General features: G+C 73.7%; 19 protein-coding genes. 13 read left to right on the top strand and 6 right to left on the bottom strand.

Annotated features, from left to right (window positions below; genetic code table 11):
* The first annotated feature begins 122 nt into the window (after positions 1 to 122).
* A complete protein-coding gene (locus BOQ63_RS13010; protein ID WP_033351891.1) occupies positions 123 to 356 on the top strand; it encodes a hypothetical protein in 234 nt (77 codons plus the stop codon).
* A gap of 97 nt (positions 357 to 453) precedes the next feature.
* Here BOQ63_RS13010 and BOQ63_RS13005 read toward each other — a convergent pair whose 3' ends face one another.
* Positions 454 to 3498, bottom strand: a complete 3045-nt coding sequence (locus tag BOQ63_RS13005; RefSeq protein ID WP_030552222.1) for an AAA family ATPase — start codon at positions 3496 to 3498, stop codon at positions 454 to 456.
* A complete protein-coding gene (locus BOQ63_RS13000; protein WP_030283049.1) occupies positions 3495 to 4664 on the bottom strand; it encodes an exonuclease SbcCD subunit D in 1170 nt (389 codons plus the stop codon). Before BOQ63_RS13000 ends, BOQ63_RS13005 begins: the two co-directional genes overlap by 4 nt.
* 429 nt (positions 4665 to 5093) lie before the next feature.
* On the opposite strand from BOQ63_RS13000, the gene BOQ63_RS12995 reads away from it, so the two are divergent.
* The 4 genes from BOQ63_RS12995 to BOQ63_RS12980 all read left to right on the top strand — a co-directional run bounded on the left by BOQ63_RS12995 (position 5094) and on the right by BOQ63_RS12980 (position 9234).
* On the top strand, positions 5094 to 6332 hold the full coding sequence (locus tag BOQ63_RS12995) for a DUF8829 domain-containing protein (RefSeq protein ID WP_494408225.1): 1239 nt from the start codon (positions 5094 to 5096) through the stop codon (positions 6330 to 6332).
* A gap of 189 nt (positions 6333 to 6521) precedes the next feature.
* Positions 6522 to 7160, top strand: coding sequence for a hypothetical protein (locus tag BOQ63_RS12990; protein WP_063737792.1), 639 nt, complete (start codon positions 6522 to 6524; stop codon positions 7158 to 7160).
* Positions 7161 to 7468: 308 nt separating this feature from the next.
* Positions 7469 to 8266: an SGNH/GDSL hydrolase family protein gene (locus BOQ63_RS12985; RefSeq protein WP_072654280.1), complete on the top strand. Its 798-nt coding sequence runs from the start codon at positions 7469 to 7471 to the stop codon at positions 8264 to 8266.
* Between the two features lie 170 nt (positions 8267 to 8436).
* The gene (locus tag BOQ63_RS12980) at positions 8437 to 9234 is read left to right on the top strand and encodes an SGNH/GDSL hydrolase family protein (protein WP_030552214.1); all 798 of its coding nucleotides are present in this window, start codon (positions 8437 to 8439) and stop codon (positions 9232 to 9234) included.
* A gap of 85 nt (positions 9235 to 9319) precedes the next feature.
* Here BOQ63_RS12980 and BOQ63_RS12975 read toward each other — a convergent pair whose 3' ends face one another.
* A complete protein-coding gene (locus BOQ63_RS12975) occupies positions 9320 to 10207 on the bottom strand; it encodes a nitroreductase/quinone reductase family protein (RefSeq protein WP_072654279.1) in 888 nt (295 codons plus the stop codon).
* A 755-nt stretch (positions 10208 to 10962) separates the two neighbouring features.
* Between BOQ63_RS12975 and BOQ63_RS12970 the strand changes: the two genes are divergently transcribed.
* Complete coding sequence (locus BOQ63_RS12970) at positions 10963 to 11802, top strand: hypothetical protein (protein ID WP_150475855.1); 840 nt, start codon at positions 10963 to 10965, stop codon at positions 11800 to 11802.
* Between the two features lie 90 nt (positions 11803 to 11892).
* Here BOQ63_RS12970 and BOQ63_RS12965 read toward each other — a convergent pair whose 3' ends face one another.
* A complete protein-coding gene (locus BOQ63_RS12965; RefSeq protein WP_143174714.1) occupies positions 11893 to 13023 on the bottom strand; it encodes a polysaccharide deacetylase family protein in 1131 nt (376 codons plus the stop codon).
* Positions 13024 to 13284: 261 nt separating this feature from the next.
* Positions 13285 to 15111: an AMP-dependent synthetase/ligase gene (locus BOQ63_RS12960; RefSeq protein WP_030283028.1), complete on the bottom strand. Its 1827-nt coding sequence runs from the start codon at positions 15109 to 15111 to the stop codon at positions 13285 to 13287.
* Positions 15112 to 15640: 529 nt separating this feature from the next.
* Between BOQ63_RS12960 and BOQ63_RS12955 the strand changes: the two genes are divergently transcribed.
* From BOQ63_RS12955 to BOQ63_RS12935, 5 genes are all read left to right on the top strand, one after another.
* On the top strand, positions 15641 to 18733 hold the full coding sequence (locus BOQ63_RS12955; protein ID WP_150475854.1) for a sensor histidine kinase: 3093 nt from the start codon (positions 15641 to 15643) through the stop codon (positions 18731 to 18733).
* Entirely contained in the window at positions 18730 to 19149 is a 420-nt protein-coding gene (locus BOQ63_RS12950) for a roadblock/LC7 domain-containing protein (protein WP_030283024.1), read from the top strand. The genes BOQ63_RS12955 and BOQ63_RS12950 overlap by 4 nt, the downstream gene beginning before the upstream one ends.
* Before the next feature lie 209 nt (positions 19150 to 19358).
* Positions 19359 to 19688, top strand: coding sequence for a DUF742 domain-containing protein (locus BOQ63_RS12945; protein ID WP_232543114.1), 330 nt, complete (start codon positions 19359 to 19361; stop codon positions 19686 to 19688).
* Positions 19689 to 19791: 103 nt separating this feature from the next.
* A complete protein-coding gene (locus BOQ63_RS12940; RefSeq protein WP_030283018.1) occupies positions 19792 to 20328 on the top strand; it encodes a GTP-binding protein in 537 nt (178 codons plus the stop codon).
* Between the two features lie 836 nt (positions 20329 to 21164).
* On the top strand, positions 21165 to 21890 hold the full coding sequence (locus BOQ63_RS12935; RefSeq protein ID WP_037829279.1) for a winged helix-turn-helix domain-containing protein: 726 nt from the start codon (positions 21165 to 21167) through the stop codon (positions 21888 to 21890).
* Positions 21891 to 21990: 100 nt separating this feature from the next.
* Here the strand turns inward: BOQ63_RS12935 and BOQ63_RS12930 are convergent, their stop codons facing one another.
* Entirely contained in the window at positions 21991 to 22983 is a 993-nt protein-coding gene (locus BOQ63_RS12930; protein WP_030283014.1) for an aldo/keto reductase, read from the bottom strand.
* Between the two features lie 322 nt (positions 22984 to 23305).
* Here BOQ63_RS12930 and BOQ63_RS12925 point away from each other — a divergent pair, with 322 nt between their 5' ends.
* Both BOQ63_RS12925 and BOQ63_RS12920 read left to right on the top strand, forming a co-directional pair.
* Positions 23306 to 23875, top strand: a complete 570-nt coding sequence (locus BOQ63_RS12925; protein ID WP_030552199.1) for a TetR/AcrR family transcriptional regulator — start codon at positions 23306 to 23308, stop codon at positions 23873 to 23875.
* A 109-nt stretch (positions 23876 to 23984) separates the two neighbouring features.
* Positions 23985 to 24596 (top strand): DUF4865 family protein, encoded by a 612-nt coding sequence (locus BOQ63_RS12920; RefSeq protein WP_072654275.1) that lies wholly within the window; start codon positions 23985 to 23987, stop codon positions 24594 to 24596.
* Positions 24597 to 24608: the final 12 nt, after the last annotated feature.

Here is a 24608-nt window from a genome sequence, read left to right as displayed (position 1 = left end):
GGTGGGGCGCCTTGAGGCGGGGCGCCTTGAGGTGGGGCGCCTCGAGGTGGGGCGCCTTGGGGTGGGGAGCCTTGAGATAAGGCGCCTTGCGGTGGGGCGGGGCCGGAGAGTAGGAAGGCGTCATGAGCGACAGCGCGACGAACGAGGCCGCTGCGAGCGCGAACGCTGCGGTCTGCGAGCCGGCGCCCACCGACTCGGCCGAGGCGGCGCTGCGCGAGGACCCGGCGGCGACCGGCCCGCGGGCCGACTGCGTGTTGTGCGGCGAGCCGACCGTGCTGCCCGCCGATCAGCCGGGCAGCACGCTGTGTCCGACCTGCGCCTGGCAGCAGGCCCAGCGGATCGCCTGTTCGGGCTGAGGGAACCGAGGGGCCTGAGCGTCTGAGGCGTCTGAAAGGTCCGACATGACCAACCGGACCGGCTCGAGCGGCGGCGAACCGGCGGTGCCCGCCGCCGCTACGCGTCCTCCCGTCCGGCCAGGGCGAGGGTGGAGCCGTGCCGCCCCTTGCGGACCAGTAGCTGCGCGGGGATGCGGCTGCGCAGATCGGCGACGTGGCTGACGATGCCGACCGCGCGGTCCCGCTCGCGCAGGCCGTCGAGGACGTCCATCACCTCCTCCAGGGACTGCTCGTCCAGGGTGCCGAAGCCCTCGTCGATGAACAGGGTGTCCAACGGCATTCCGCCCGCCTCGTCGGTGACCACGTCGGCCAGGCCGAGGGCAAGGGAGAGCGAGGCGAAGAAGCTCTCGCCGCCGGAGAGCGTCGCGGTGTCCCGCTCGGTGCCCGTCCAGGCGTCGACCACCCGCAGGGCCAGGCCGGAGCGCTTGTTGCCGGTGCCCCGGTCGTCACTGTGCACCAGGGTGTAGCGGCCCCCGGACATCCGGACCAGCCGATCGCTGGCCGCCGCCGCGACCTGTTCCAGCCGGGCCGCCAGGACGTACGACTCCAGGCGCATCCGCAGCCGGTTCTCGGTGGAGGTGCCGGCGGCCAGTGCGGCGAGCCGGTTGATCCGCCGGTAACGCTCCAGCGCCGGCGCCAGCTCGGCGGCGAGGGCGCCCAGCTGCCGCCCGATCTCGGCGAGTGCCGTGCAGCGTTCCTGGGCCGCCGACCGCGCTGCATGCGCCCGGCCGAGCCGGTCGGTGGCGGCGGAGAGCGCGGCCGCCGCGGCGGGCAGGTCGACCGGCGGACGGGCTGCGGCCTCGGCCAGTTCGGGCAGCGCGAGCTCGTGCCGGACGGCGGCCGACTCCGCGTGGTGCCGCTCCAGCCGGGCCTCCAACCGTTCCCGTTCCTCGCGCGGCAGCAGTACCGCGAGCGCCGCCCCGGCGTCCGGGAAGCCCGCCGCGGCGGCGGCCCCGCCGAGTTCCTCCTCCGCCTCATCCAGCCGGGCCCGTGCCTCCGCCGCCGTCCGGGCGGCCGCGGCGGCAGCGGCGACGGCCTCGGCGAGCCCGGTCAGCGATGCGGCCCGGTCGGCCACCGAGGCCGCCTCGCCCCGGGCGGCCGCGACCCTGGCGGTCAGCGCCCGCTGCTCGTCGTCCAGCTTCGCCAGCCGGTCGGTGAGCACGGCGGCGCGCTCCCTGGCCTCATTGAGCTCCTCCAGTCGGCGGGCACGGTCCTCGGACAGTCGGGCGATCTCCTGCCCGACCCGGCCGAGCGCCTCGGCCTCCTGCAGCGCGGTGCGGTGCTCGTGCTCCAGCTCGGCGAGCGTTCGGGCCAGCACGTCCGCGCTCTCCGGCCCGGCCGCACCGGCGGCGGCCGCCTCGCGCACCCGCAGCGCGGTCAGTGCCTGGTCGGCCTCGCCCCAGAGCCGCTCGGCGGCGGCCTGGGCGCGGCCGGCCCGCTCCTCGTCCTCGGCGCTCACCCGGTCGCCCTCGGCGGCCTCGGCTGGTGCCGGATGCTCCGGTGAGCCGCAGACCCGGCAGGCCTCGTGCGGGCGCAGCTGCGCTGCCAACTCGGCGGCCATGCCCGCGAGGCGGCGGTCCCGCAGGTCCAGGCCGAACTCGCGGGCGTCCAGCGCGGCCGTGCGCAGCTCGGCGACCCTCGGTTCGGCGGCGGCAATCTCCGCCAGCAGACCGTCCCGCTCCCGGGCCGCGCCCAGGCGGGTGGTCAACTCGCGCCGCTGTCCGTCCAGTTGCTCGACCCGGGTGCTCGCCATCTGGGCCCGCGTCTGCTGCTGCTCCAACCGGGCCAGCTCGCCGTCGAACTCGGCCAGCCAGTCCTCGGCCTCCTCGGCCAGGTCCTCGGCGGCGCGCCGGTCCCGTGCCAGGGCGTGCTGCTCCCGGGCGAGTTCGGTACGGCGCCGCTCCTCCGCCCGGGCCGCCTCCAGCCGGACCACCTCGGCTCGCAGCCGCCGTTCCGCCTCGGCCAACTCGGCGGCGTCGGCTCCGGCCCCGGTCGGCAACTGCCCTCCGCCGTCCGTCCGGGCGAGTGCCTCCCGATGCCGCTGTTCCGCCGCCCGTGCCCGGTCGAGCGCCTCGGCGGCGCTCTCCCGCAGCCGCAGCGCGGCCTCCACGCCGACCGCCTCCTGCGCGGCCGCCAAGCGGTGACGGTCCCGAGCCGCGGCCTCTCCGAACCCGGCCAGCCGCTCGGCCTCGGCCAGCGCCTCCCGGTACCGGCGCTGTCGTCCGGCCAGCTCCTCGGCGGCCTCGCGCTCGTGCTGGGCCGTCCGCTGCGCCGCCTCGGCGCCCGCGAGCGCCGCCTCGGCGACGGCGAGCTGCTCGGCCGCGCCGCTGCGCAGGATCGCCGCCCAGCCGAGCACCCCGGCCGTCAGGTCCGCGTCGCCGTCCTCGGCCGGCACCCACTCCCCGGCGGGCTCGGCGGCGGGACCGGCCGCCTGCTCGGCCTTGCTGGCGAGGTCGCGCAGGCGGCGCCGACCGGAATGGACGGCGCTCTCCTGGGCGCGGCGCTGCTCGGCGAGCCAGGCCTCGACCAGCCCGTAGCGTTCGGTGTCGAACAGGCGGCGCAGCAGCTTGCCGCGCTCCTCCGAGTCGCCCTTGAGGAAGCGGGCGAAGTCGCCCTGGGGCAGCAGCACCACCTGGCAGAACTGCTCCCGGCTCATGCCGATCAGCCGGTGGATCTCCTCTCCGGCCTCCTGGTGCGACTTGCTGACCGGTCGCCAGCCGGGGGTGCCGTCGCCCGCGTCGGCGGCCCACTCGCGGAGCAGGGTCTGCGGGCGCTCGACGGTGGTGCCGGTGCCGACCTTCTTCGGCCGGCGCTGCTCCGGCAGCCGGGTGATGTGCAGCCGGCGTCCGCCCAGCGTCAGCTCCAGCTCCACCTGGGTCAGCCGTCCGGGGGCGGCGTGGTCGCTGCGCAGGCGGTTGGCCCGGCGGGCGTTCGGCGTCTCGCCGTACAGGGCGAAGCAGACCGCGTCCAGCACGCTGCTCTTGCCCGCGCCGGTTGCGCCGCGCAGCAGGAACAGGCCGCCGGCGGCGAGCGCGTCGAAGTCCACCGTCTCGCTGCCCGCGAACGGGCCGAAGGCGGTGACGGTGAGCTTGTGCAGCCTCATCGGGGCAGGTCCGCCTTCCGGTCGGCGCCCTCGCGGACGCGCTCGAAGCCCTCGCGCAGCCAGCCGAGCTCGTCCGGCTCCGGCTCGGCGCCGGGGCGGACGTGCCGCAGGAAGCCCTCGGCGATCTCCAGGTCGTCCCGGCCGCTGACCCGCGCCGCGTACGAGCGGGACGGCTCGGCCCCGCCGTCCTCGGGGTCGAACAGCAACTGGAGGGTGTGGGGGAAGCGGCGGCGCAGCTTCTCCATCGGCTCGCTCGGCCGGGCCGCGTCGGTGAGGGTGACCTGCACCCAGGACTGCTCGTGCTCGGCGTACGCCTCCTCGGTGAGCAGTGCCTCCAGCGTGCCGCGCAGGGTGGCGAGCGGGCGGGGCTGCGGGCAGTCGACCCGCTCGGCCGTCACCGAGCCGTCGGCCGCGAGGTCGACCAGCCACATGGTCTTGCGCTGGCGCGCCTCGGAGAAGGAGTAGGCGAGCGGGGAGCCGCTGTAGCGCAGGTGCGGGGCGAGGGTCTGGCAGCCGTGCAGGTGGCCGAGCGCGGCGTAGTGGACCCCGTCGAACACCGAGGCGGGCACGGCGGCGACCCCGCCGACCGCGATGTCCCGCTCGCTGTCGCTCGGCGCGCCGCCGGTGACGAAGGCGTGCGCCAGCACCACCGCCCTCGTCCCTTCGGGGCGCATCGCCAGATCGGCCCGGACCCGGTCCATCGCCGCGCCGAGGACCGCCGCGTGTCCGCCCTTGGCCAGCCCGAACCGTTCGCGGACCAGCGTCGGCTCCAGGTACGGCAGCCCGTACACCGCCACCGGCCCGTGCCGGTCCGCCAGCAGCACGGGCTCGGCGCACTCGCCCGGGTCCGTCCGCAGGTGGATCCCGGCCTGCCCGATCAGCCCGGCGCCGACCCCGAGGCGGCGGGCCGAGTCGTGGTTGCCGCTGATGAAGACCGTCGGCACGCCGAGGTCGGCCAGCCGGTGCAGCACGTCGTCGAAGAGCGCGACCGCGTCCAGGCCGGGCAGCGCCCGGTCGTACACGTCCCCGGCGACCAGCACGGCGTCCACGCCCTCGGACCGGACCACCGCCACCAGGTGGTCCAGGAAGGCGCGCTGGGCGTCGTGCAGGCTCTCCCGGTGGAACGAACGCCCGAGATGCCAGTCGGAGGTATGCAGCAGTCGCATGGTCCCCGACCCTAACGTCCGCCACGGACAATCCCGCCGGGCTCGGTGTTCACGCGGGTACCGGGGCCGGGGCTCAGGGTGCCGGAGCCCGGGGCGCCGGCGCCAGGGGGCCGGGGCCCGGGGGAAGCCGGGGGGCGAGGGAAGCAGGGGGCGGGCCCGTCCTCGGGTTCAGCTGACGGGCCGTCGGCGGGGCGGGGTGCGAGGAGGGGCGCATTGTGTTCCTCGGAGGGCTGGGGCAGGTGCGTTCTGTGTGGACGGCGGGCCAACTTTGCCCCATCGGAGGGGGTGCCGAGCGCCGGTGTTCGATTACTTGGAGTGGATTGTCGGTGGCTCTGTGTATGTTCCGTGGCATCGGGGCTCCGGGGTCGGGGCGGCCGATGTGGTTCGTTCGTGCTGTTTCGTGCTGGTCGAGTGAACGGGAGGAAACCCATGACTGCGCGGGAGTCGGTGTACGAGGTGTTGGGCGTCGTGGTGGTGCGGCGTGGGTCGATGCGGGAGGCGCAGGCGGTGCCGGCGCCGAGGGCGGCTCGGGCCCCGCGGGCGTCGTTGTTCGGCGGGCGGGGGCCCGGAGCCGGAGCCGGGGGTTTGCCGGTTGGCGGGCCGGGCGGGGCGGCGCCGCCCGGAGGCGGTCGGCCGCCGGGTGGACGGGCGGTCGGTCCCGCCGGGGCCGGCGGATCCGGTGGGACCGGTGCGCGCGGGCGGCGGCGCGGCGGTCGGGCCAGGGGCGCGCCGCCGCAGCCGGTGGCGGTGGCGCTGGCCGCGGAGGCGGCCGACTTCGCCGGGCTGGCGAAGTACGGGCTGTTCGGTGCGCTCGGGCACCAGGAGTACCTGCTGCGGGCGCAGCAGCAGCTGACGGGCCTGTACGAGCAGGGGCTGGAGGTTCACCTGCGCGTGCTGGAGGCGGGTGACTTCGAGGACTACTGCTCGGCGCTCGGGCTCGATCCCCGGGCCCCGGCCGCGCGGGTCGCGTACGCGGGGGATCCGGAGCTGGCCGGGGAGCCCTTCGTCTACGCGGGGGAGCCGCTGGTGGACCTCCTGCCGGTGCTGCTGGACGACCACCGGGCGCGGGTGCGGATGTCCGTGGCCTGCGCGGCGCTGCTGGGCGCGGTGGGTGACGACCCGACGGGGCAGCGGCGGATGGCGGCCGTGATGAGGTACGTGACCTCGGTCTACCTGGCGCTGGCCGAGGGTGCGGGGGAGGGCTGCCACCTGCTGACGCTGCGCTGCCACGGTCCGGAGGACGGCGAGGAACTCACCTCGGCTGTGGACGTCTGCGTGGAGCGGGGGCACCTGCACCCCGCCGGGCGGGATGCGGAGGCGTTCTGCGTCACGCTCGCGGCCGGGGTGGCCTCGGGCGGTGAGGGGGCGCTGCTCCTGCACGGCGATCCGTCCGCGGGGAACGGGGACGGGCCGCCGGACAGGTCGCCCGACGGGCCCTCGGGCGGGCCGCCGGGCGGACCGGGGCCCGGGCCGCGGGTGCGGGGCTGGGCGCTGGCCGGTGGGCGGCTGCGGCCGATGACCGCCCACGAGGTGTTCGACGAACTGGCCGACGACGCGGCGCGCGGGCTGCCCTTCCCGCCCGGTGTGGTCCCGCAGCCGGGGTTCCGGCTGCCGGACTTCCCGGGGGCGGGGGCCGAAGCCGGGGGCGGGGGTGGGCCGCTGGGGTGATCAGGGTGTTCGCGGCCGCCGCATCCGCCATGCGGTGCTGGGGACTGTTCATCGACCGCCTGTTCGGGGAAGATCGGAGAAGATCAACAGCAGGAGCGCGCGGTACCCCACGCCGCCGCTCCGGCCGCTCTGCTCGAACCGTGCTCCGCAGGTCCGGCGAGCCCGACAGCGAGAGGGGGGACGCGCGGCATGGGCCGGATCGAGTTCACGGCGGAGATCGCCGAGCTGCTCGGGAAGGTGCGTCGGCGTCCCACGGCGGGCTGGCCGTGGCGGCCGGGCGAGCAGGTACCGGACGGGCTGCCGACGAAGCAGTCCTGGGGGTGGCTGTTCGCCCCGGACGGGCGGGTGCTGACCCTGGTGAACCCGAGGGACGGGATCTGCTCGCTGCCCGGCGGCTCGCTGGAGCCGGAGGACGCCGCTGACCCGGCGGCCGCGCTGGCCCGGGAGGCGAGCGAGGAGGCCCAGGCCGTGATCGGCCGGCCGTACTACCTCGGCTACCTCTACGACCGGGTCGGTTCGGCGAACGGCGGGCACGAGTGCGCGCGGGTCCGGATGGCGGCGGCGCTGCGGGCGGTCGGGCCGAGCGAGGCCGACCCGGCCTCGGGTCGGCACTACCGGCGGCTGCTGGTCGCGCCGGGGCTCGCGGTCGAGTTGCTGGGCTGGGGGGCGCCCGGGCTGCGCCAGGCCCGGGCGGCGGTCGCCGCAGCCGTCCATTGGCTCGGCGTGCCCGCCGCCGCGAACGAGACGATCGAGGAGCTGCCGGTCGAGGGCTGCACGGTCTTCCCCGGCCCGGTCTACCCGGGTGGCGGACGCTCCCCGGGGCGCTGAGTCGCGCCCCCGGTAACACCGTTCGGGCCCCGGCGCGCGTGCCGTTGCGCGCCGCGAACTGACGCACCGGCGGCCGTACGCTGACCGCCGGCTGACCGCGAGCCGACTTCTCGAAAGTTTTTCGTCTACACGCGATGACCGACGCGCGTCGACATACACCAGCACCCACCTGCGTGAACTCACGTTCTGTCGGGAGCAGTTCACTTCTCCGCTATCAGACTGTCCGTCAACGTCCTTGGCGTGAACGCTTCCGCGTTCGGCTACCGCCTGGTATCCCTTCTGTGACCCGCGTCATACCAGGAGGTGCAATGCTCCGCCCTGCTCGTGTCCTGTCCGTCGCCGCGATAGCGGCCGGCCTCACCATGACGACGCTCTTCACCGCGTCCGCCGCCAATGCGGCCGGCGTCAACTACGTCGCCCTCGGGGACTCCTATTCGGCCGGCGTCGGTGCCGACGGCTACCTGGGCGACAGCGGTAGCTGCAAACGGAGCACCAACGCCTACGCCTATCTGTGGAAGAACGCGCACAAGCCGTCCTCCTTCGCCTTCGTGGCCTGTTCGGGCGCGAGAACCGGGGACGTCCTCAACAGTCAGATCTCCGCGCTGAAGAGTTCCACCACGCTGGTCAGCCTGTCGGTCGGCGGCAACGACGCGGGCTTCGCCGACACCATGAAGACCTGCGTCCTGGGGTCCGACAGCGACTGCCTCAACGCCGTCAGCACGGCGAAGAGTTACGCGGTCAACACCCTGCCGGGCCAGTTGGACCGGGTGTATTCCGCGATCAAGTCCAAGTCGCCGAACGCCCACGTCGTGGTGATGGGCTACCCGCACCTGTACAAGGTCGGCGGCGACTGCCTCTTCGGCATCGGTGACACCAAGCGCGCCGCCATCAACGCCGCCGCCGACGCCCTCGACGGCGTGATCGCCAAGCGGGTCGCCAACGCGGGCTTCACCTTCGGTGACGTGCGCAGCGCCTTCATCGACCACGAGATCTGCGGCTCGCTGAGTACCTGGCTGCACAGCACCACCCTGCCCATCGACGAGAGCTACCACCCCACCTCTGCCGGCCAGGCCAGCGGCTACCTCCCGGTCTTCAGTCGCTCCTGAGCGCGTCGGTCAGGACGTCCGCCCGGTCGCCCGCGTGGCGGCGCCCTTGTGCCGGGGCAGTTCACTTCTCCCCGCGCCCACGGTCCGCCGACAACCTTGGCATGAACACTCTCGCTTTCGTCCACCGCTCGGCATTCCTTCCGTGTCCCACGCCATTACCTGGAGGTGCGATGTTCCGCCCAGCTCGTGCTCTCTCCGTCGCCGCGACAGCGGCCGTCCTCGCCATGACGACGCTCTTCACGGCGTCGTCCGCCAACGCGGCCGGCGTCAACTACGTGGCGCTCGGGGACTCCTACTCGGCCGGCGTCGGTGCCGGCAACTACCTGAGTGACAGCGGTAGTTGCAAGCGCAGCACCAACGCCTACGCCTACCTGTGGTCGAACGCGAACTCCCCGTCCTCCTTCTCCTTCGTCGCCTGTTCGGGCGCCAGAACCGGTGACGTCCTCAACAGCCAGATCTCCGCGCTGAAGAGTTCCACCACGCTGGTCAGTCTCACGATCGGCGGCAACGACGCCGGGTTCTCCAGCACCATGCAGACCTGCGTGCTCGGTTCCGACAGCGACTGCCTCAACGCCGTCAACACGGCCGAGAACTACGCGGTCAACACCCTGCCGGGCCAGCTGGACCAGGTGTACTCCGCGATCAAGTCGAAGTCGCCGAACGCCCACGTCGTGGTGATGGGCTACCCGCACCTCTACCAGATCGGCGGCTACTGCCTCTTCGGCATCGGCGACACCAAGCGTGCCGCCATCAACGAGGCCGCCGACACGCTGGACAGCGTCATCTCCAAGGAGGTCGCCAACGCCGGCTTCACCTTCGCCGACGTGCGCGACACCTTCGCCGGGCACGAGATCTGCGGCGGGCTGGACACCTGGCTGCACAGCACCACCTGGCCGATCGACGAGAGCTACCACCCGAACTCGTCCGGCCAGGCCGACGGCTACCTCCCGGTCTTCAGCCAGTCCTGAGACCGGGCCCGTCCCGCCCCGGTTCCGCCGTCCCGTCGGGACCGTGACGTGACAGCCGGTGCCGCCGGATCAGGGCGCCGCAGGATCAGAGCGCGGTCGGCCCCGGCCGCACCGGCGGGAAGGGGATCCCGGCGAGCGCCGGCAACAGCTCCGCCTCCTCGTGGTCGAGGTGCGTTTCCAACTCCGCCGACATCCGGTCCAGTTCGGACCGCAGCCGGGCCGGCTCGGAGATCCCGATCTCGGCGAGCAGTGCCACCAGCTCATCCTTGATCCGCCCGATGGCCCGGTGCTGCTCGCCGAGTTGCTCCAGCACTCCGGCGAGCTCGGGGTGGCTGCGCGCGAGGGCCGGGAAGATCGCGGAGTCCTCCCCGGTGTGGTGGTGGGTCAACCCGGCGCAGAACGCCAGGCAGTGCTGGCGCAGTTGGAGTCCGAGCCCGGCCGGGCGGCCGGGGGAGTGCGACTGCGCCTCGGCCCGGACGTGGCGCAGCTGGGCCCGCAGCCAGGTGTGCGCCTCCAGCAGCTTGTCGGCCAAACTGCGCGCCTCGCTCGGCAGACCTGGCGGCGCCTCGGGCCGTTCCAGCACGACCACCGGCAACTCCCGTTCGGTGTGCGCCTGGTAGTCGCCGTACCCGGGCGCCGTACGGACCACGGTCTCGAACAGCCGCTTGCGGCGGTCACCTTCGGCGGGCACGGCGATCGCGTCGAAGGTCTCGGTGCCGAGTTCGACCCGCACCACCGGATGGGCCAGCAGGTTGCGGTACCACTGCGGGTGCTCCGGCGCCCCGGCCGCCGAGGCGACGACCAGGAGCAGGCCCTCGGACCGGACGAACCCCAGCGGCACGGTGTGCGGCCGACCGGAGCGAGCCCCGGTGGTGGTCAGCAACAGCAGGTCGCCGCCCTCGAACGGTCCGCCGACCCGGCCGCCGTTCGCGCGGAACTCCTCGATGATGTTCAGATTGAAGGACATAGGCATGCGTGTGTGGTGAAGTCTCCTGGGAACTCGAGGATCAGCGGCCACACGCGGCGCGCGCAAACAACTCGGCGGACACCGCAGTGGCCGCCTGGGTCAGATCAGGGCAGCGGAGAAAGTACTCATCGCGCATCGTCCCCTTGCACATCAGGTGCTGGCTCGGCTGTCGGCCGGCCCACTGCTCAGTGGCCGACGCCGCGCTGCACGCCCCCATTAGAGCCATGCCACGGACGCCCTGTCAACGAACAAGATCACCGGCGGGCGGGTGGCGGCGAAGAGACGTCGGAAGACAGGCTCTCCTGCTTGATGTGTGGGTCAGGCCGTTGTGGGTTGGCGCCCCGGGAGGGCGGGGCGGGGGCGAGGGTGAGCACGACCAGGGCGATGACCGCGTCTGCGGAGTGGAAGCCGAAGCCTCGGCGGATGATCAGTCGGGTCGTGGTGCACCCACCCGGGCGATCGCCCTCACCCCGATCGCCGTCCTGGTCCCGATCCGGCGGAGGCGCTGGGCTGTCGAGCGCTCGTCCGGGACGGATCGCGGTGCGCTGACCTCCACTCAGGACCGCGCGTCGCCCCCCGAGGGGTCGTGATCCACCAGGCCTCAGATCTTTGATCGGTATGCGATGCGTGCCGCAATTCCACCTGGCTGGCCCCATGGCGTCACACCTTGGACATGTCCGAAATGCCAGCCACAAGAGCTCTCATTACGTTCATCGCAGATCGGACGCCTGGTCGGCGTCCTTGCGACAGAGAGAAGTGACATGTTCACGCGCGCACTAACTTTGACCGCTGCCGGAATAGGCACGACGGTCCTTGCGGCCACCGGCATCACGTACGCCTCGTCTTCCGGAACCACCCCAGCGCCGCCGCCCGTCCAGCCGGCAGCCCAGCCTGCGGCCCCGCCAGCCCAACCAGCCGCCCCGGCCGCGGCCGCCCCTGGCGGCGGCAACGCGGGCGGAGAGAAGGCGGTCGCCTCTGGCGGCGGCAACGCGGGCGGAGAGAAGGCGATCGCCTCTGGCGGCAGCAACGCAGGCGGAGAGAAGAACGAAAACCGCGGCCACGAGGGCGGCGAGGGCGGTGGACACGGCGAGGGCGGTGGACGCGGCCACGAGGGCGGCGAACGCGGCGAGGGCGGTGGACGCGGCGAGGGCGGTGGACGCGGCCACGAGGGCGGCGAACACGGTGAGGGCGGCGACCGCGGCGAGGGCGGTGGACGCGGCCACGAGGGCGGCGAACACGGTGAGGGCGAACACGGTGGACGCGGCCACGAGGGCGGCGAGCGCGGCCACCGCCACAAGGAGGGGAGGATCTTCTTCAACGAACGAACGTTCTCCGCCCACACCGAGGGCTGCATCACCACGGCCAGCGGCCTGGGTGCTACCAGTTTCAACGTTTTCAACGACAGCTGGAAGACCATCGAGGTCTTCCGCGGCTTCAACTGCGACCACGGTGGTCCGGTCGCCGTCGTGGGCCCCCACAGCTCCACCAACGGCGTGGCGGCCCGCCACTTCGATGAGGACGAGTCCGATTTCGGTGGCGCCTTCGATTGCGATGGCGTCGTGGGCAGCTTCCGGGTGATCGGCCACCGCGGCGAGTGGTGACAGCACCGTCCGGAGCACGGGAGCGATCCCGGCCCGCCGGAAGCCGGCGCGAAGAGATGACAGATGACGGCCCGCCAGCCCGGCTGCCCGTCAGTGCAGGTAGTCCACCAGCCCGGCCGGCTTGAGTCCCGCGGCCTCGGCGGCCGCGAGGGCGCGGGGCAGGTCGGCGGCGAGGGTGTCGGTCCAGTGCATCAGGACCACGTCACCGGGCTGGAGCAGCCCCGGGTGCCAGATGTTGGAGGCGCCCCAGCTGAAGTCCGCGTCCGCGGTCAGCACCGTGCGGATGCCGCAGTTGGCGGCGGCCTGCAGGGTGTCGGTGTTCCAGGTGAAGAACGGCGGGCGGAACACCACGGGTGCGGTGCCGAACAGGCGGGTCATCGTGTCGCGCGCGTCGCAGATCTCGACCTGCTGCTGCTCCAGCGGGAGCTTGCTGAGGTCGGAGTGCGAGACGCTGTGGTCCTGGACGGAGGAGCCGGGCACGGCGGTGACCCGCTTGAAGAAGTCCGGGTCGGTGCCGGCCGGCATGGGCAGTGGGAAGGCGGTGATCGGCAGGTGGTGGTCGGCGATGAACCGTTCCGCCTCGGGGGTGCGCTGCCAGCCGTCGTCCACGGTGAAGAAGACGACCTTGTCGGTCGTCGGGATGGAGCCCGCCGCGACCGCGGGTGCGGGTGCCGGGCCGTCCACCCGTACGTCGTCCACCGAGAACGGGCCCTGCTGGTACCAGCCGTGCACGTACAGCCGGATGCTACGGGCGTTCGGGCCGGTGGTGAAGCGGGTGGTCAGTTGCTGCCACCCGCCGGACGTGGTTGCGGTCCAGGCGGGGGCGACGTCGTGACCGGTGCCGGTGGCGCCCAGGTGGACGAAGTTGCCGCGCACCCAGGCGGAGGCGGTGTAAGTGGTGTCGGGCTGGACGTCGACGGTCTGCGCGCACTCGCCGGTGGAGTCGGCGTTCGCCGGGGTGACGGTCAGCGCCGAGGTGCCGGAGTGGGCGGCCGTGGTGGTGACGGCCGCCTCGGCCGGACCGCCCGTGCAGTTCCAGCCGGGGACGCTGCCCCAGTCGGCGAGGTTGGGGGAGGGCAGCTCGAACCCGGGGTTGGTGGCGAGGTTGACGGTCGGGGCGCCCGAACCGGCCGCAGCTCCCGGGTCGGCGGCGGCCGCCGGGACGGCGAGGGCGGTGAGCAGCGCGACGGAAGCGGCCAGCGCACACAGGCGCGTGGACATCGACACGTGAGGACTCCAGCGGGTGGGGGCACGCCCGTGGGGAGGGCGTGAACGGGAATCTGGGCCGTGGAACCGGGGCGCTCCCGGAGGGGCGGGAGCGGGTGGTGTCGGTGCGCCGCACGCGGACCGAAGAGCAACAATGGACTGGACCAATCGACCCGTCAAGGGAACGGCAGGTGAACCGGGCGATGAACGACTGAGCGCCGGAAGCAATAAGACGTGACGTCAGAAAATGTGCGCCGCAAGCCGATCCAGGATCGATCAGGAGAGGTAGAGCTCCTCGATGTCCGTCGAGTAGTGCTCCGCGATCGCCGCTCGCCGAAGCTTGAGCGAGGGAGTCAGCAGCCCCTGCTCCAGGCTGAACTCCCTTGGCAGCAGCCGGAAGGCGCGGATCGACTCGGCCCGCGAGACGGCGGTGTTCGCCGCCGCCACCGCGCGCTGGATCTCGACGTGCAACTGTTCGTCCGCGAGCACCGCCCAGGCGTCCAGCTGCTCCCGTCCGTGGCTCTTCAGCCAGTGCGCCAGCGCGGCCGGGTCGAGCGTGATCAGCGCCGCCACGTACGGGCGGTCGTCGCCCACCACCAGGCACTGGGAGACCAGCGGATGTGCCTCGACCCGTTCCTCGAGTGCCGCCGGGGCGAGGTTCTTCCCGCTGCTGGTGACGATCAGGTCCTTCTTGCGGCCGGTGATGGTGAGGTAGCCGTCCTCGTCCAGCCGGCCCAGGTCGCCCGTCCCGAACCAGCCCTCGACCAGTGATTCGGCCGTGCACTGCGGGTGGTTGAGGTAGCCGTCGAAGACCGAGCCGCCGCGCACCCACACCTCGCCGTCGTCGGCGATCGCCACCGAGGCGCCCGGCACCGGCTGCCCGACTGTGCCCAGCTTCTGCCGTCCGGCCGGGTTCGCGGTGATCGCCGCGGTGGTCTCGGTGAGGCCGTAGCCCTCGTACAGCTGGAGCCCGGCGCCGGTGAAGAACAGTCCCAGCTCCCGCCGCAGCCCGGAACCCCCGCACATCACCGTGCGCACCCGGCCGCCGAGCACGGCGCGCAGCCTGGGGTAGACGGTCCGCTCGTAGGCGAGGTGGCGCAGCCGTAGCGCCGCACCCGGGCCGGGGCCCCGGCCGAAGGTCTTCTGCTCCCGGGCGGCGGCCCAGTCGACGGCCACCTGCCGGGCCTGCTCGAAGAGTTCGCCGCGCCCGGCCTCCTCGGCGGCGCGTCTGGCCCGCTGGAAGATCTTCTCGAAGACGTACGGGACGGCGTGCAGGAAGCTCGGCCGGAAGCTCTCCAGTGCGGGAAGCAGGGCGTCGGTGGAGACCTCGGGGATGTGGCCGATCCGGAAGCCGCCGCGGACGGCCGCGATCTGGACGGCCCGCCCGTAGACGTGCGCCAGCGGCAGGAACAGCAGGGTGGCGGGCTGGCCGCCGCCGGTGTCGCGGAGCACCTCGCCCCAGCCGGCCAGCAGCGAGTCGGCCTCGGCGGCAAGGTTGCCGTGGGTGATCAGGCAGCCCTTGGGGCGTCCGGTGGTGCCGGAGGTGTAGACCACGGTGGCGATGTTGGGGGCCGCGACGCCGAGTCGCTGGCGGTGTACCAGCGCGTCGGGGACGTCCCGGCCGTCCTCGGTGATCGCGGTGACGCAGTCGCGGTCGAGCTGCCAGATCCCGGTCAGGTCGGGCAGCGCGTCGCAGACCGCGCCGACGGTCATCGCGGCGTCCTCGTCCTCGACCAGGCAGGCCACCGCCTGGGTTTCGGCGAGGATCCAGCGCACCTGCTCGGGCGCGGCGGTGGGGTAGACCGGGACGGTGATCGCGCCGATCGACCAGAGTGCGTAGTCGAACAGGGTCCATTCGTAGCGGGTGCGGGACATCAGCGCGACCCGGTCGCCGTAGCGCACGCCGTGGGTCAGCAGGCCCTTGGCGAGGGCGATGACCTCGTCCCGGAACTCCCGCGCGGTGACGTCCTGCCAGCCTCCGTCGCCGGTCCGTCGGGACAGTTGGACCAGGTCGGGGGTGCGTTCGGCGGTGTCGTACAGGGAGTCGGCGAGTCCTCCGGTGGCCTCGGGGCCGGCCGGGGCGGGGGTGGTGAACTCGCGCACGGTCCTCCCCAGTTCGCGTCTCGCGGCGCTGTCTGCCGGTCCCGGCGCACGGGTGCCGGGACGGCGGCGCCCGGTCGTGCGGGTGGAGCGAAACTATCGGATCGGCCTGTCACTGCCCAGGGTTGTGACGGTGGCGCGACGAGATCGGCACCGGTCCGCGGGAACGGTGTCGTAACTGCGGAGGAATCGGGGAGACTCTCCAGCGGCGTCGCGGCCCGGCGGTGGACGGTGAGCCGGCGGTGCGGCGAAGGTGCGCCCGTGATGCGCCGGTCGTGCGCCCGCGGCGCGGGCGGGACCGCGATCGGTGTCTGACGTGTTCGGGGCAAGGTGGGAAGCGGAATGGTTCGACCCTCGAACGTGTGGTCAGGGCGTAGTAGAGTCTCGCAGACCTGTGGCCGGGAGGCTTCCCCAGCCTCCTCCCCCAGGCCTCCCCAAAGTCCCGCCGAACCCGCCCCCCAGCACCCCAGCACCCCGGAACCCCTCCGTACCGCTCCCCGTCCGCGCCTGGCACTTCCCGACCGAGGACTCCATGCGTCTGCGCAGCAGCTCGATCCGCGCGAAGATCATCGCGCTGCTCCTGGTGCCCATCGTCGCGCTCATCGCCCTGTGGGTGTACGCGACGCTCGCCGCCACCGGGGACGCCTGGAACCAGCTGGCGATCAGCCGTACGTACAAGGACTACGGAACGGCCGTGGACCAGTACGCGGGCGACCTGCAGAACGAGCGCCGCGCCGCCGTCCAGCACCTGGCCGACCCGAACTCGCCGGTCGCCCGGGACGCCTTCGCCCGCGCCACCGCCGCCACCGACCGCAGCCTCGCCGTGCTGCGGCAGAAGAAGGATGCCGCGGGCGACCGGCTCTCCACCGCCCAGCGGGCCCGCCTGGTGCAGATCATCGCCGCCGCCGACCAGATCGGCCCGCTCCGGGCCCAGGTCGGCCGTCTGGCGCTCAACTGGGAGTTCGCGCTCGGGCAGTACAGCGACCTGGTCCGGCCGGTGTTCGGCTTCCGGTCCGCCTACGTCGCCCGGCAGAGCGGCCAACTCCCGCGTCAGGGCACCATCCTGATCGAGCTGGTGCGCGCCCGCGAGTACCTCTCCCAGGAGGACGCGGCGATGGAGGGCCTGCGCACCGGCGCGACCAGGCCCACCCCCGAGCAGTACCAGACCGCGCTGGACGCCCTGCACGACCAGCAGGCGCTGTACACCGTCTACATCGCCGAGCTCGAGCCCGCGGACCAGGCCGACTACATCGCCCTGCGCGGCGGCGAGGCCTGGGCCGCGCTGGCCCGCGCCGAGGCGGACTTCGTCGGCGCCGGCGGCCCCGAGCGGGTGGTCCAGGCGCTCAACGCCGACAACTGGCGGCAGACCGCCGACCGCTCCCTCGGTGACCTCTCCTCCATCAACTCCCGGATTGCCGCCGGACTGGACGACCGCGGCCGCTCCGCCGCGATCGCGGCACTGTGGCGCGGCGGCATCGCCGGTGCCATCGGCCTGGTCGCCGTCGTGCTGTCGGTGCTGATCTCGTTCCGGATCGGTCGTGGCCTGGCCCGCGAGCTGATCAACCTGCGCAACGCGGCCAACGAACTCGCGACCACCCGGCTGCCCGCCGTCATGCTGCGGCTGCGCCGCGGCGAAGCGGTGGACGTGGCCGCCGAGGCGCCCGAACTGCACTTCGGACAGGCCGAGATCGGGCAGGTCGGCCAGGCCATCAACGCCGTCCAGCGGGCCGCCGTCGAGGCCGCCGTCGAGCAGGCCGAACTGCGCCGCGGCGTCTCGGCCGTCTTCGTCAACCTGGCCCGGCGCAGCCAGGTGCTGTTGCACCGCCAGCTCACCCTGCTCGACACCATGGAGCGCCGCACCGAGGACCCGGCGGAGCTGGCGGACCTCTTCAAGGTCGACCACCTCACCACCCGCATGCGCCGCCACGCCGAGGGCCTGATCATCCTGGCCGGCGGCTCGCCCGGACGTGCCTGGCGCAAGCCGGTCCGGATGGTGGACGTGGTCCGAGCGGCGGTCGGCGAGGTCGAGGACTACGCCCGGGTGACCGTCCGGCCGTTCCCCGGCACCGGCCTGCTCGGCAGCGCCGTCGCCGACGTGACCCACCTGATCGCCGAACTCGTCGAGAACGCCGCGGTGTTCTCTCCGCCCAGCACCCAAGTGACCGTCCAGGGGGAGGTGGTGGCGCACGGCTTCGCGCTGGAGATCGACGACCGCGGGCTCGGCCTGGGCGAGCAGCTCCTCGCCGAGATCAACGAACGTCTGGCCGTGGAGCAGGAGTTCGACCTCGCCGACACCGACCGGCTCGGGCTCTTCGTGGTCAGTCGGCTCGCCCGGCGGCACGGAATCCGGGTCCATGTCCGGCCCTCCCCGTACGGCGGAACGACGGCCGTGGTGCTGATCCCGCGCGAGCTGCTGGCGGAAGCGCCGGACGGCCTGCCGGAGCCGCCCTCCGCCGGGGCCGGTGGCCGCCGCCCGGCGGGACGGACGGCCGGTCGCACGACGGGGCGGCGCGACCTGGTCGCGGTGCCGGACCCGGCCCCGGGCGCGGGCGCGGCTGTGGGCACCCCTGCAGGGCCGGACCCGGTTCCCTCCTCAGCCTCGGAAGCGGCGGAGAGTCCGGCCGGGCGGCACCGGGGCAGCGGCGGTCCACGGCCGTCCGTGCCCGAGGAGGGGCGTACGGCCAACGGGCTGCCGCGCCGGGCGGCGCGGACCAAGGGCGGCCCGGTCCTGGTACCCGCGCCGGGGACGGACGCCGAGGGCGCGTCGGGAACCGGGCGGCACCGGCGGGAGGCGGCGGAGGCCGCGGCGCTCCACGGGCAACTGGAAGCCGCGCCGGTGGACCGCGCTTCCCTGGGCGCCGCTGCCGCTGCCGCGGACGCCGTTGCCCTGGACGCCGCCCGGGAGGACGGCTCAGTGGACACCACCCCGGTGAACACGGCGGCGCCCCGGACGCCGGGCGGCCTGCCCCGGCGGGTCCGGCAGGCGAACCTGGCACCGCAGCTCAAGGAGCAGGCGAAGGAGCGGCTCCGCGGGGAGACCGGGGCCGTGGACCGCGCAGCCGGGTCGGGCGCGCGGGCCGTCGAGGCACCGGACGCCCGGGACGCCCGGGAACGCTCGCCGGAGGAGGCCCGGGCCACCTTCGCCTCGTTCCAGCGCGGCTTCACCCGTGGACGTGGGACCACCGCCCCCGCCAGGACCCAGGACGGCACCGTTCCGGGCCGGGCCACCGGCGGCGACGCCCCGGCCGCAGCGAACCGTCCGGCCGCGCCCAGCAGCCGCCCAGCGCCCGGCACCCGCCCCACGGCCGTACCGGCCTGGCAGCCCCCGGACCCGTCCCGGCGGGCGATCAGCCCGGCGCCGGCTCCGGCGGCGCTCCCCGGGCCCGACCCCGAGGACGCCGACCGAGCGCCGCTCGTCCGCCGGATCCAGCCGGGCCAGCCGGTGCGGCGGAACCCTGCGGGCGCCCCGCCCGTACCTCAAGTGACACCCTCAGCACCCGTAACACCGGAAGTACCGGCAGTGCCCGCACCACCCGCAGGACCCGGACAACCCGCAGGACCCGCGGTATCCGCAACACCCGCAGTGCCCGCATCACCCGCTCCAGCGGAAGGAACTGATTCATGACCACTTCGACGCAGCCGTCGGGGGACCTCAACTGGCTCCTGGACGACCTGGTGGGCCGCGTCGCGGCCCTGCGGCACGCGGTGATCCTCTCCAGCGACGGGCTGGCCACCGGTGCCTCGCGCGACCTCGACCGGGAGGACGCCGAGCACCTCGCCGCCGTCGCGGCCGGGTTCCACAGCCTGGCCAAGGGCGCCGGCGGGCACTTCAAGGTCGGCGGCGTCCGGCAGACGATGGTGGAGCTGGACGAGGCGTTCCTGTTCATCACGGCCGCCGGCGACGGCTCCTGTCTGGCCGTGCTGAGCGAGGCCGAGGCGGACATCGGCCAGATCGCCTACGAGATGGCCCTGCTGGTCAAGCGGGTCGGCGAGCACATGGCCGCCGAGCCGCGCACCGAAACCGCCGCGCCGAGGGGCTGAGCGGTCCGATGGCGGATCCGAAGGCGGGCGGGCCGGGCGGCCCGGCGGCACCGGAGGGCTCGACGACACCGGCCGGGCCCGCCGGCGCGGAGCAGGTGCCGGGGCCGGAGTCCCCGGACGGACCAGAGGTCGACCTGTTCCGTCCGCGCACCCCGGCCGACGACCGGTGGTTCGACGACGAGGCCGGCCCGGTGGTGCGGCTCTACTCGATGACCCGGGGCCGCACCCGGCCGGTCGAGGAGGGCCTGTTCGACCTGATCTCGCTGGTCACCGCCAAGGACCCCGGGCCGGACGCGGGGGCCGTGCCCGCGCACGTCCTCGACCCGGAGCACCAGACCCTACTGGCCTGGTGCCGTCACGAGCCGCTGTCCGTCGCCGAACTCGGCTCCTACACCGACCTGCCGGTCAGCGTGGTGCGGGTCCTGCTCGGCGACCTCTACGACGCCGACCTGATCAGCGTCACCCGACCCGTTCCGCTCGCCGAGCTGCCGGACGAGCGCCTGCTGCGAGACGTGATCAATGGACTCCGTGCGCTCTGACCACACCCCGCCGAGCACGTCCGGTCACGCTCCGGGCAGTGCCGGACCGAACCCGGCCGGGAGCGCCAACGACCCGCGCTGGCGGGGCGGGCCGGGCGTCGCGGTGAAGATCCTGGTGGCGGGTGGGTTCGGCGCGGGCAAGACCACCCTGGTCGGCTCGGTCAGTGAGATCCGGCCGCTGCGCACCGAGGAGGAGCTCAGCGAGCTGGGGCGCCCGGTGGACGACACCTCGGGCGTGGAGACCAAGCGCACCACCACGGTGGCCATGGACTTCGGCCGGATCGACCTGCGGCCCGGCCTCGCGCTCTACCTGTTCGGGACGCCCGGGCAGGACCGGTTCTGGTTCATCTGGGACGAGTTGGCGCGCGGCGCGCTCGGTGCCGTGGTGCTCGCCGACACCCGGCGACTGGCCGACTGCTTCCCCTCGGTGGACTTCTTCGAGCAGCGCGGCATCCCGTTCCTGGTCGCGGTCAACTGCTTCGAGGGCACCGAGCGCTTCGCCCCGGAAGAGGTCCGGGACGCGTTGGACCTCGACCCGGGGATCCCGGTGGTGCTGTGCGACGCGCGGCTGCGGGAGGACGGGAAGGAGTTGCTGGTGACGCTGGTCGAGCACGCCGCCGCGCTCCGCCGACGGGCCTGAACGCAGGCCCGAGCCCAGAGCGGGGTGCAGGACCGAGCGGAGGCTTGAGCGCAGATCGAGGCGCTGGCCTGAGGGGCCGTGGGATCGCCGCTGGTCAGAGGCCATCCGCATATACGGCGTCTCATTCGGCCGTCCATATGCCGGACGTTCGACGTCCGGAAGGTTGCCTAGACAGCCTCGGGCGTGGAAGGCTCTGTGGACGGAAGCCGTCCCGGCCGTGCCGCCGGGAGGGCCGTCAGAACGACGCAGCACGACGCCGAACGAGGCAGGACGAAGGGGGAGGGCAGCAGGGATGACCGTCGACCAGCGACGCATCGCCTCCGTGCCCGGTCCCGTCATGCCGGTGCTCACCGTCCGCCGCTACATCGACCACGCGCTGATCTGCAGCGCCTGTTGTCGCTGACCGGCTTCGCCCCGACCCGGTACGTCCCCGGCACCTCCGGCCCACACCCGGCCGCCGTCCGACGCACCATCGAACCCGTCGACCGGGCCGCAGCGGATCACCCGTCAGGTGCGCCCGCGCCTTCCCAACCGGCCCCGGGCCTTCCCAACCGGCCCCGCCCCGCGGAGAAACCACCAGTGAACATCGTCCGCCCCAGCAGCCCCACCGGTCGGACCGGTCCCGGCACGGACTGCCGACGGGGTCGCCACGACCTCGAGCCGTTCTGGCCGTCCCGGCAGCCGCACCTGTTCGACCAGACGTGTCCGGGCTCGCCCAGCGCGTCCCGGCCCTCCGCCCGCTGAACCCGACCCACCCGGTCCAGCTCCGGCAGTACGCCCGGTCGACGCGCAGACGACTCCACCCCGTCCGTCACGCGCGAAATGAGCGGCACACCATGTCTTCCTCCTCCACGGCCACCCTGCCCCTGCCCACCGCGACCACCCCGCACCTGCGCGCGGTCCGGTCCGTTCCCTCCCTCTCCGCGATCCCCTCCACCGCCCCGACCGTTCCCGGCCCGTCCGGCTCCCCGGTCGTCGGGCCGAGCCGTCCGGGGGCGGTCCCGTCCGCCGGGCCGCAGCCCGGTGCGGTCGTACCGCCGGCGCCCGCCTCGCTGCTCGCCGCACTGCCGGAGGGAGCGACCGTGGTCGCCGCCCTGCCCCAGGGTGCGCTGCCGCAGGGACTGCTCGCCCAGTACGGTGCCCAGGCCGGCGGGCCCGCGGGCCACCCGATGGTCGGCTACCTGGTGCTGGTGCCGGCCGAGAACCCGACGCCGGCACCGGGCGGCCTGCCCGGGGCCGGCGCAGCGGGCGCCGTGCGGCCGGTCCGTCCGGCCGGACGCGGCATCGCCGTCGACGCCGAGCGGCGGAACGCCTACGTCGACGGGCGGCTGCTCGACCTCACGTACCTGGAGTTCGAACTGCTGGCCCACCTCACCGAGCACCCGCAGCGGGTGCACACCCGGGACCACCTGGTCTCGGCGGTCTGGGGCTACGGCCACGTCGGCGACGGCCGCACGGTCGACGTGCACGTCGCCCGGCTGCGCCGCAAGCTCGGACCGACCTACCGCGACTCGATCGTGACGGTGCGCCGGGTCGGGTACAAGTACACGCCGGTCCACTGATCGAAGGGATCGGCCGGAACGACAGGTGACGGCTGACAGATAACAGATGACAGCTGACGGATTTCATCAGCTGTCATCTGTCATGCGTCGGTGGCCGCTCTCACGCGCTCAGCCGGTCGATCTCCGCCAGCTCCTCCTCCGTCAGCGGCCCGCCGGCCAGCGCGTCGAGGTTCTGGTCCAGCTGGGCCACGCTGCTCGCCCCGATGATCACCGAGACCACCCGAGGGTCCCTCAGCACCCAGCACAGCGCCAGCTGGGCCAGGCTCTGCCCGCGCCTCTCGGCGACCTTGTTCAGCGCCCGCAGCTGCTCAAGTTTCGGCCCGGTCAGCACCTCCTCGGTCAGGAACCTCCCGACCGACATCCGCGACCCGGCGGGCACCTGCCCGGAAAGGTAACGGTCGGTCAGCAGCCCCTGCGCGAGCGGAGAATAGGCGATCAGGCTGGTCTGGGTGTCGCCCACCGCGTCCAGCACGCCGGCCTCCTCCACGTGCCGGTCGAGGATCGAGTACGCCGACTGGTTCATCAGTGCCGGCGTCCCCAGCTCGCGCAGGATCGCCGCCGCCTCCCGGTGCTGCTCCGCCGGGTAGTTGGAGATCGCCGCGTACAGCGCCTTGCCCGAGCGCACCGCGCTGTCCAACGCCCCCATCGTCTCCTCGATCGGGGTGTCCGGGTCGTAGCGGTGCGAGTAGAAGACGTCGACGTAGTCCAGCCCCATCCGGCCGAGCGACTGGTCCAGGCTGGCCAGCAGGTACTTGCGGCTGCTGCCGTTGCCGTACGGGCCGGGCCACATGTCCCAGCCGGCCTTGGTCGCGATGAAGAGCTCGTCGCGGTACGGCCGGAAGTCCTGCGCGAAGAGGTAGCCGAAGTTGCGCTCCGCGCTGCCGTACGGCGGACCGTAGTTGTTCGCCAGGTCGAAGTGGGTGACGCCGCGGTCGAAGGCCCGGCGCAGCACCGCCCGTTGCACGTCGAGCGGTTGGGAGTCACCGAAGTTGTGCCAGAGCCCCAGCGAGACGGCGGGCAGCTGCACGCCACTGCGGCCGGCCTTCCGGTAGGTCATCGAGGCATAGCGGTCATCCGCGGCGAGGTAGCTCATGGCGGACATCTTGCCAGCAGGTCCGGCCTGATCAAGCCCTGCGTGATGCCGCCCCGGCGGTCCGGCGCGAACGTCCCCCGGCCGCCCGCCCGCGCAACGCGCCGCGCACCCCCTGCCCGGCGTGATGCCCGCCACCGTACGTGACGTGACGCGCGCCACCGGCCGTGACGGAATGCCCAACGCCGGCGCGGGGGATGACGAACGGTCGAGGGGCCGTGGCCGCCGGGGGGCGGCGCACGGCCCTCGATCCTCCGGCGCAGTCCCATCCAGGATTCGGGGAACCCCTTCCCTTCTGTACCTACTGGTATGTACAGTGGTCCACATGACCACCCAGGACCGCCTCATCGAGAGCACTCAGGCCCTCCTCTGGGAGCGCGGCTACGTCGGCACCAGCCCCAAAGCCATCCAGCAGCTCTCCGGCGTCGGCCAGGGCAGCATGTACCACCACTTCAACGGCAAGCCCGACCTCGCCGCCGCCGCCCTGCGCCGCAGCGCCGAGCAGATGCGGGGTACCGCCGAGGCCGACCTCGCCGCCCCCGGCACCGCGTACGACCGGATCGCCGCCTACCTGAACCGCGACCGCGAGGTGCTGCGCGGCTGCCGGATCGGCCGGATGGCCCAGGACCCGGACGTGGTCGCCGACCCGCAGCTGCGCGCCCCGGTCGAGGAGACCTTCGACTGGCTGCGCGGCCGGATCGCCGAACTGGTCGCCGAGGGCCAGGCCCACGGCGAGTTCGCCCCCGGCCTCGACCCGGCGGACACCGCCGCCGCCGTGGTCGCCGTCGTCCAGGGCGGCTACGTCCTGGCCCGCGCCGCGGACAGTGCCGCGCCGTTCGAACAGGCCGTCCGCGGCGCCCTCGGCCTGCTCGCCACACGGCGCCGGCAGGCCTGACGGGCGACGTCCACCGCACACGACCCCCTCCGGCCGCCCGCCCCCCTCGGGCGGGCCCGCCGCCTCCGGCCGCCCACGCCGCCAGCCGTCCGAGCCCAGGAGCCCCGCCGTGCACGCCATGCAGTACGAGATCACCCTGCCCGCCGACTACGACATGGGCATCATCCGCAAGCGCGTGGCCGACAAGGGCCACCTGCTCGACGCCCACCCCGGGCTCGGTCTCAAGGCGTACCTGGTCCGCGAGCGCGGGCAGGGCGGTTCGCCGGTCAACCAGTACGCGCCGTTCTACCTCTGGCGCACCGCCGAGGGCATGAACGGCTTCCTCTGGGGCCCGGGCTTCCGCGGACTGAGCGCCGACTTCGGCCGCCCCGCCGTCCACCACTGGCTCGGTGCGGGCCTGGTCGAGGGCACCCGCACCGACGCCCCGACGACCGCCACCCGCACGACCGTACGGCTCCCGGAAACCGCGGACCCGGCCGAGGCCCTCGAACAGGCCGTCGCCGAACTCGCCCAGTTCGCCGCCTTCACCGAGCTTCCCGCCCGCCCCGGGCAGTCCGCCCTGCACACCGCCGCCGTCGCCGTAGACCCCAGCCGCTGGGAACTGCTCACCCTCGCCCTCTGGCACGGCCCGGCTCCCGAGGACGCGCCTGGCACCCGCTACCAGGTGCTGCACCTGTCCCGCCCCGAACTCGACCGGCTGCCGGCCGGCCGCCACTGGTGAAAGGCCCCGCCG

This window comes from Streptomyces viridifaciens (assembly GCF_001888885.2).
GTDB classification, from domain to species: Bacteria; Actinomycetota; Actinomycetes; order Streptomycetales; family Streptomycetaceae; genus Kitasatospora; species Kitasatospora aureofaciens.
The sequence above is the reverse complement of the archived record's forward strand: the minus strand, read 5'-3'. Positions and strand labels throughout refer to the sequence as shown.

Bases quoted from the DNA above. Each gene is read 5' to 3' on its own strand.
- BOQ63_RS12965 (WP_143174714.1), bottom strand. From the start codon at position 13,023: ATGTCCACGCGCCTGTGTGCGCTGGCCGCTTCCGTCGCGCTGCTCACC.
- BOQ63_RS13010 (WP_033351891.1), top strand. From the start codon at position 123: ATGAGCGACAGCGCGACGAACGAGGCCGCTGCGAGCGCGAACGCTGCG.
- BOQ63_RS12980 (WP_030552214.1), top strand. From the start codon at position 8,437: ATGTTCCGCCCAGCTCGTGCTCTCTCCGTCGCCGCGACAGCGGCCGTC.
- BOQ63_RS12925 (WP_030552199.1), top strand. From the start codon at position 23,306: ATGACCACCCAGGACCGCCTCATCGAGAGCACTCAGGCCCTCCTCTGG.
- BOQ63_RS12995 (WP_494408225.1), top strand. From the start codon at position 5,094: ATGACTGCGCGGGAGTCGGTGTACGAGGTGTTGGGCGTCGTGGTGGTG.
- BOQ63_RS13000 (WP_030283049.1), bottom strand. From the start codon at position 4,664: ATGCGACTGCTGCATACCTCCGACTGGCATCTCGGGCGTTCGTTCCAC.
- BOQ63_RS12955 (WP_150475854.1), top strand. From the start codon at position 15,641: ATGCGTCTGCGCAGCAGCTCGATCCGCGCGAAGATCATCGCGCTGCTC.
- BOQ63_RS12975 (WP_072654279.1), bottom strand. From the start codon at position 10,207: ATGCCTATGTCCTTCAATCTGAACATCATCGAGGAGTTCCGCGCGAAC.
- BOQ63_RS12985 (WP_072654280.1), top strand. From the start codon at position 7,469: ATGCTCCGCCCTGCTCGTGTCCTGTCCGTCGCCGCGATAGCGGCCGGC.
- BOQ63_RS12935 (WP_037829279.1), top strand. From the start codon at position 21,165: ATGTCTTCCTCCTCCACGGCCACCCTGCCCCTGCCCACCGCGACCACC.
- BOQ63_RS12945 (WP_232543114.1), top strand. From the start codon at position 19,359: ATGACCCGGGGCCGCACCCGGCCGGTCGAGGAGGGCCTGTTCGACCTG.
- BOQ63_RS13005 (WP_030552222.1), bottom strand. From the start codon at position 3,498: ATGAGGCTGCACAAGCTCACCGTCACCGCCTTCGGCCCGTTCGCGGGC.
- BOQ63_RS12950 (WP_030283024.1), top strand. From the start codon at position 18,730: ATGACCACTTCGACGCAGCCGTCGGGGGACCTCAACTGGCTCCTGGAC.
- BOQ63_RS12970 (WP_150475855.1), top strand. From the start codon at position 10,963: ATGTTCACGCGCGCACTAACTTTGACCGCTGCCGGAATAGGCACGACG.
- BOQ63_RS12990 (WP_063737792.1), top strand. From the start codon at position 6,522: ATGGGCCGGATCGAGTTCACGGCGGAGATCGCCGAGCTGCTCGGGAAG.
- BOQ63_RS12930 (WP_030283014.1), bottom strand. From the start codon at position 22,983: ATGAGCTACCTCGCCGCGGATGACCGCTATGCCTCGATGACCTACCGG.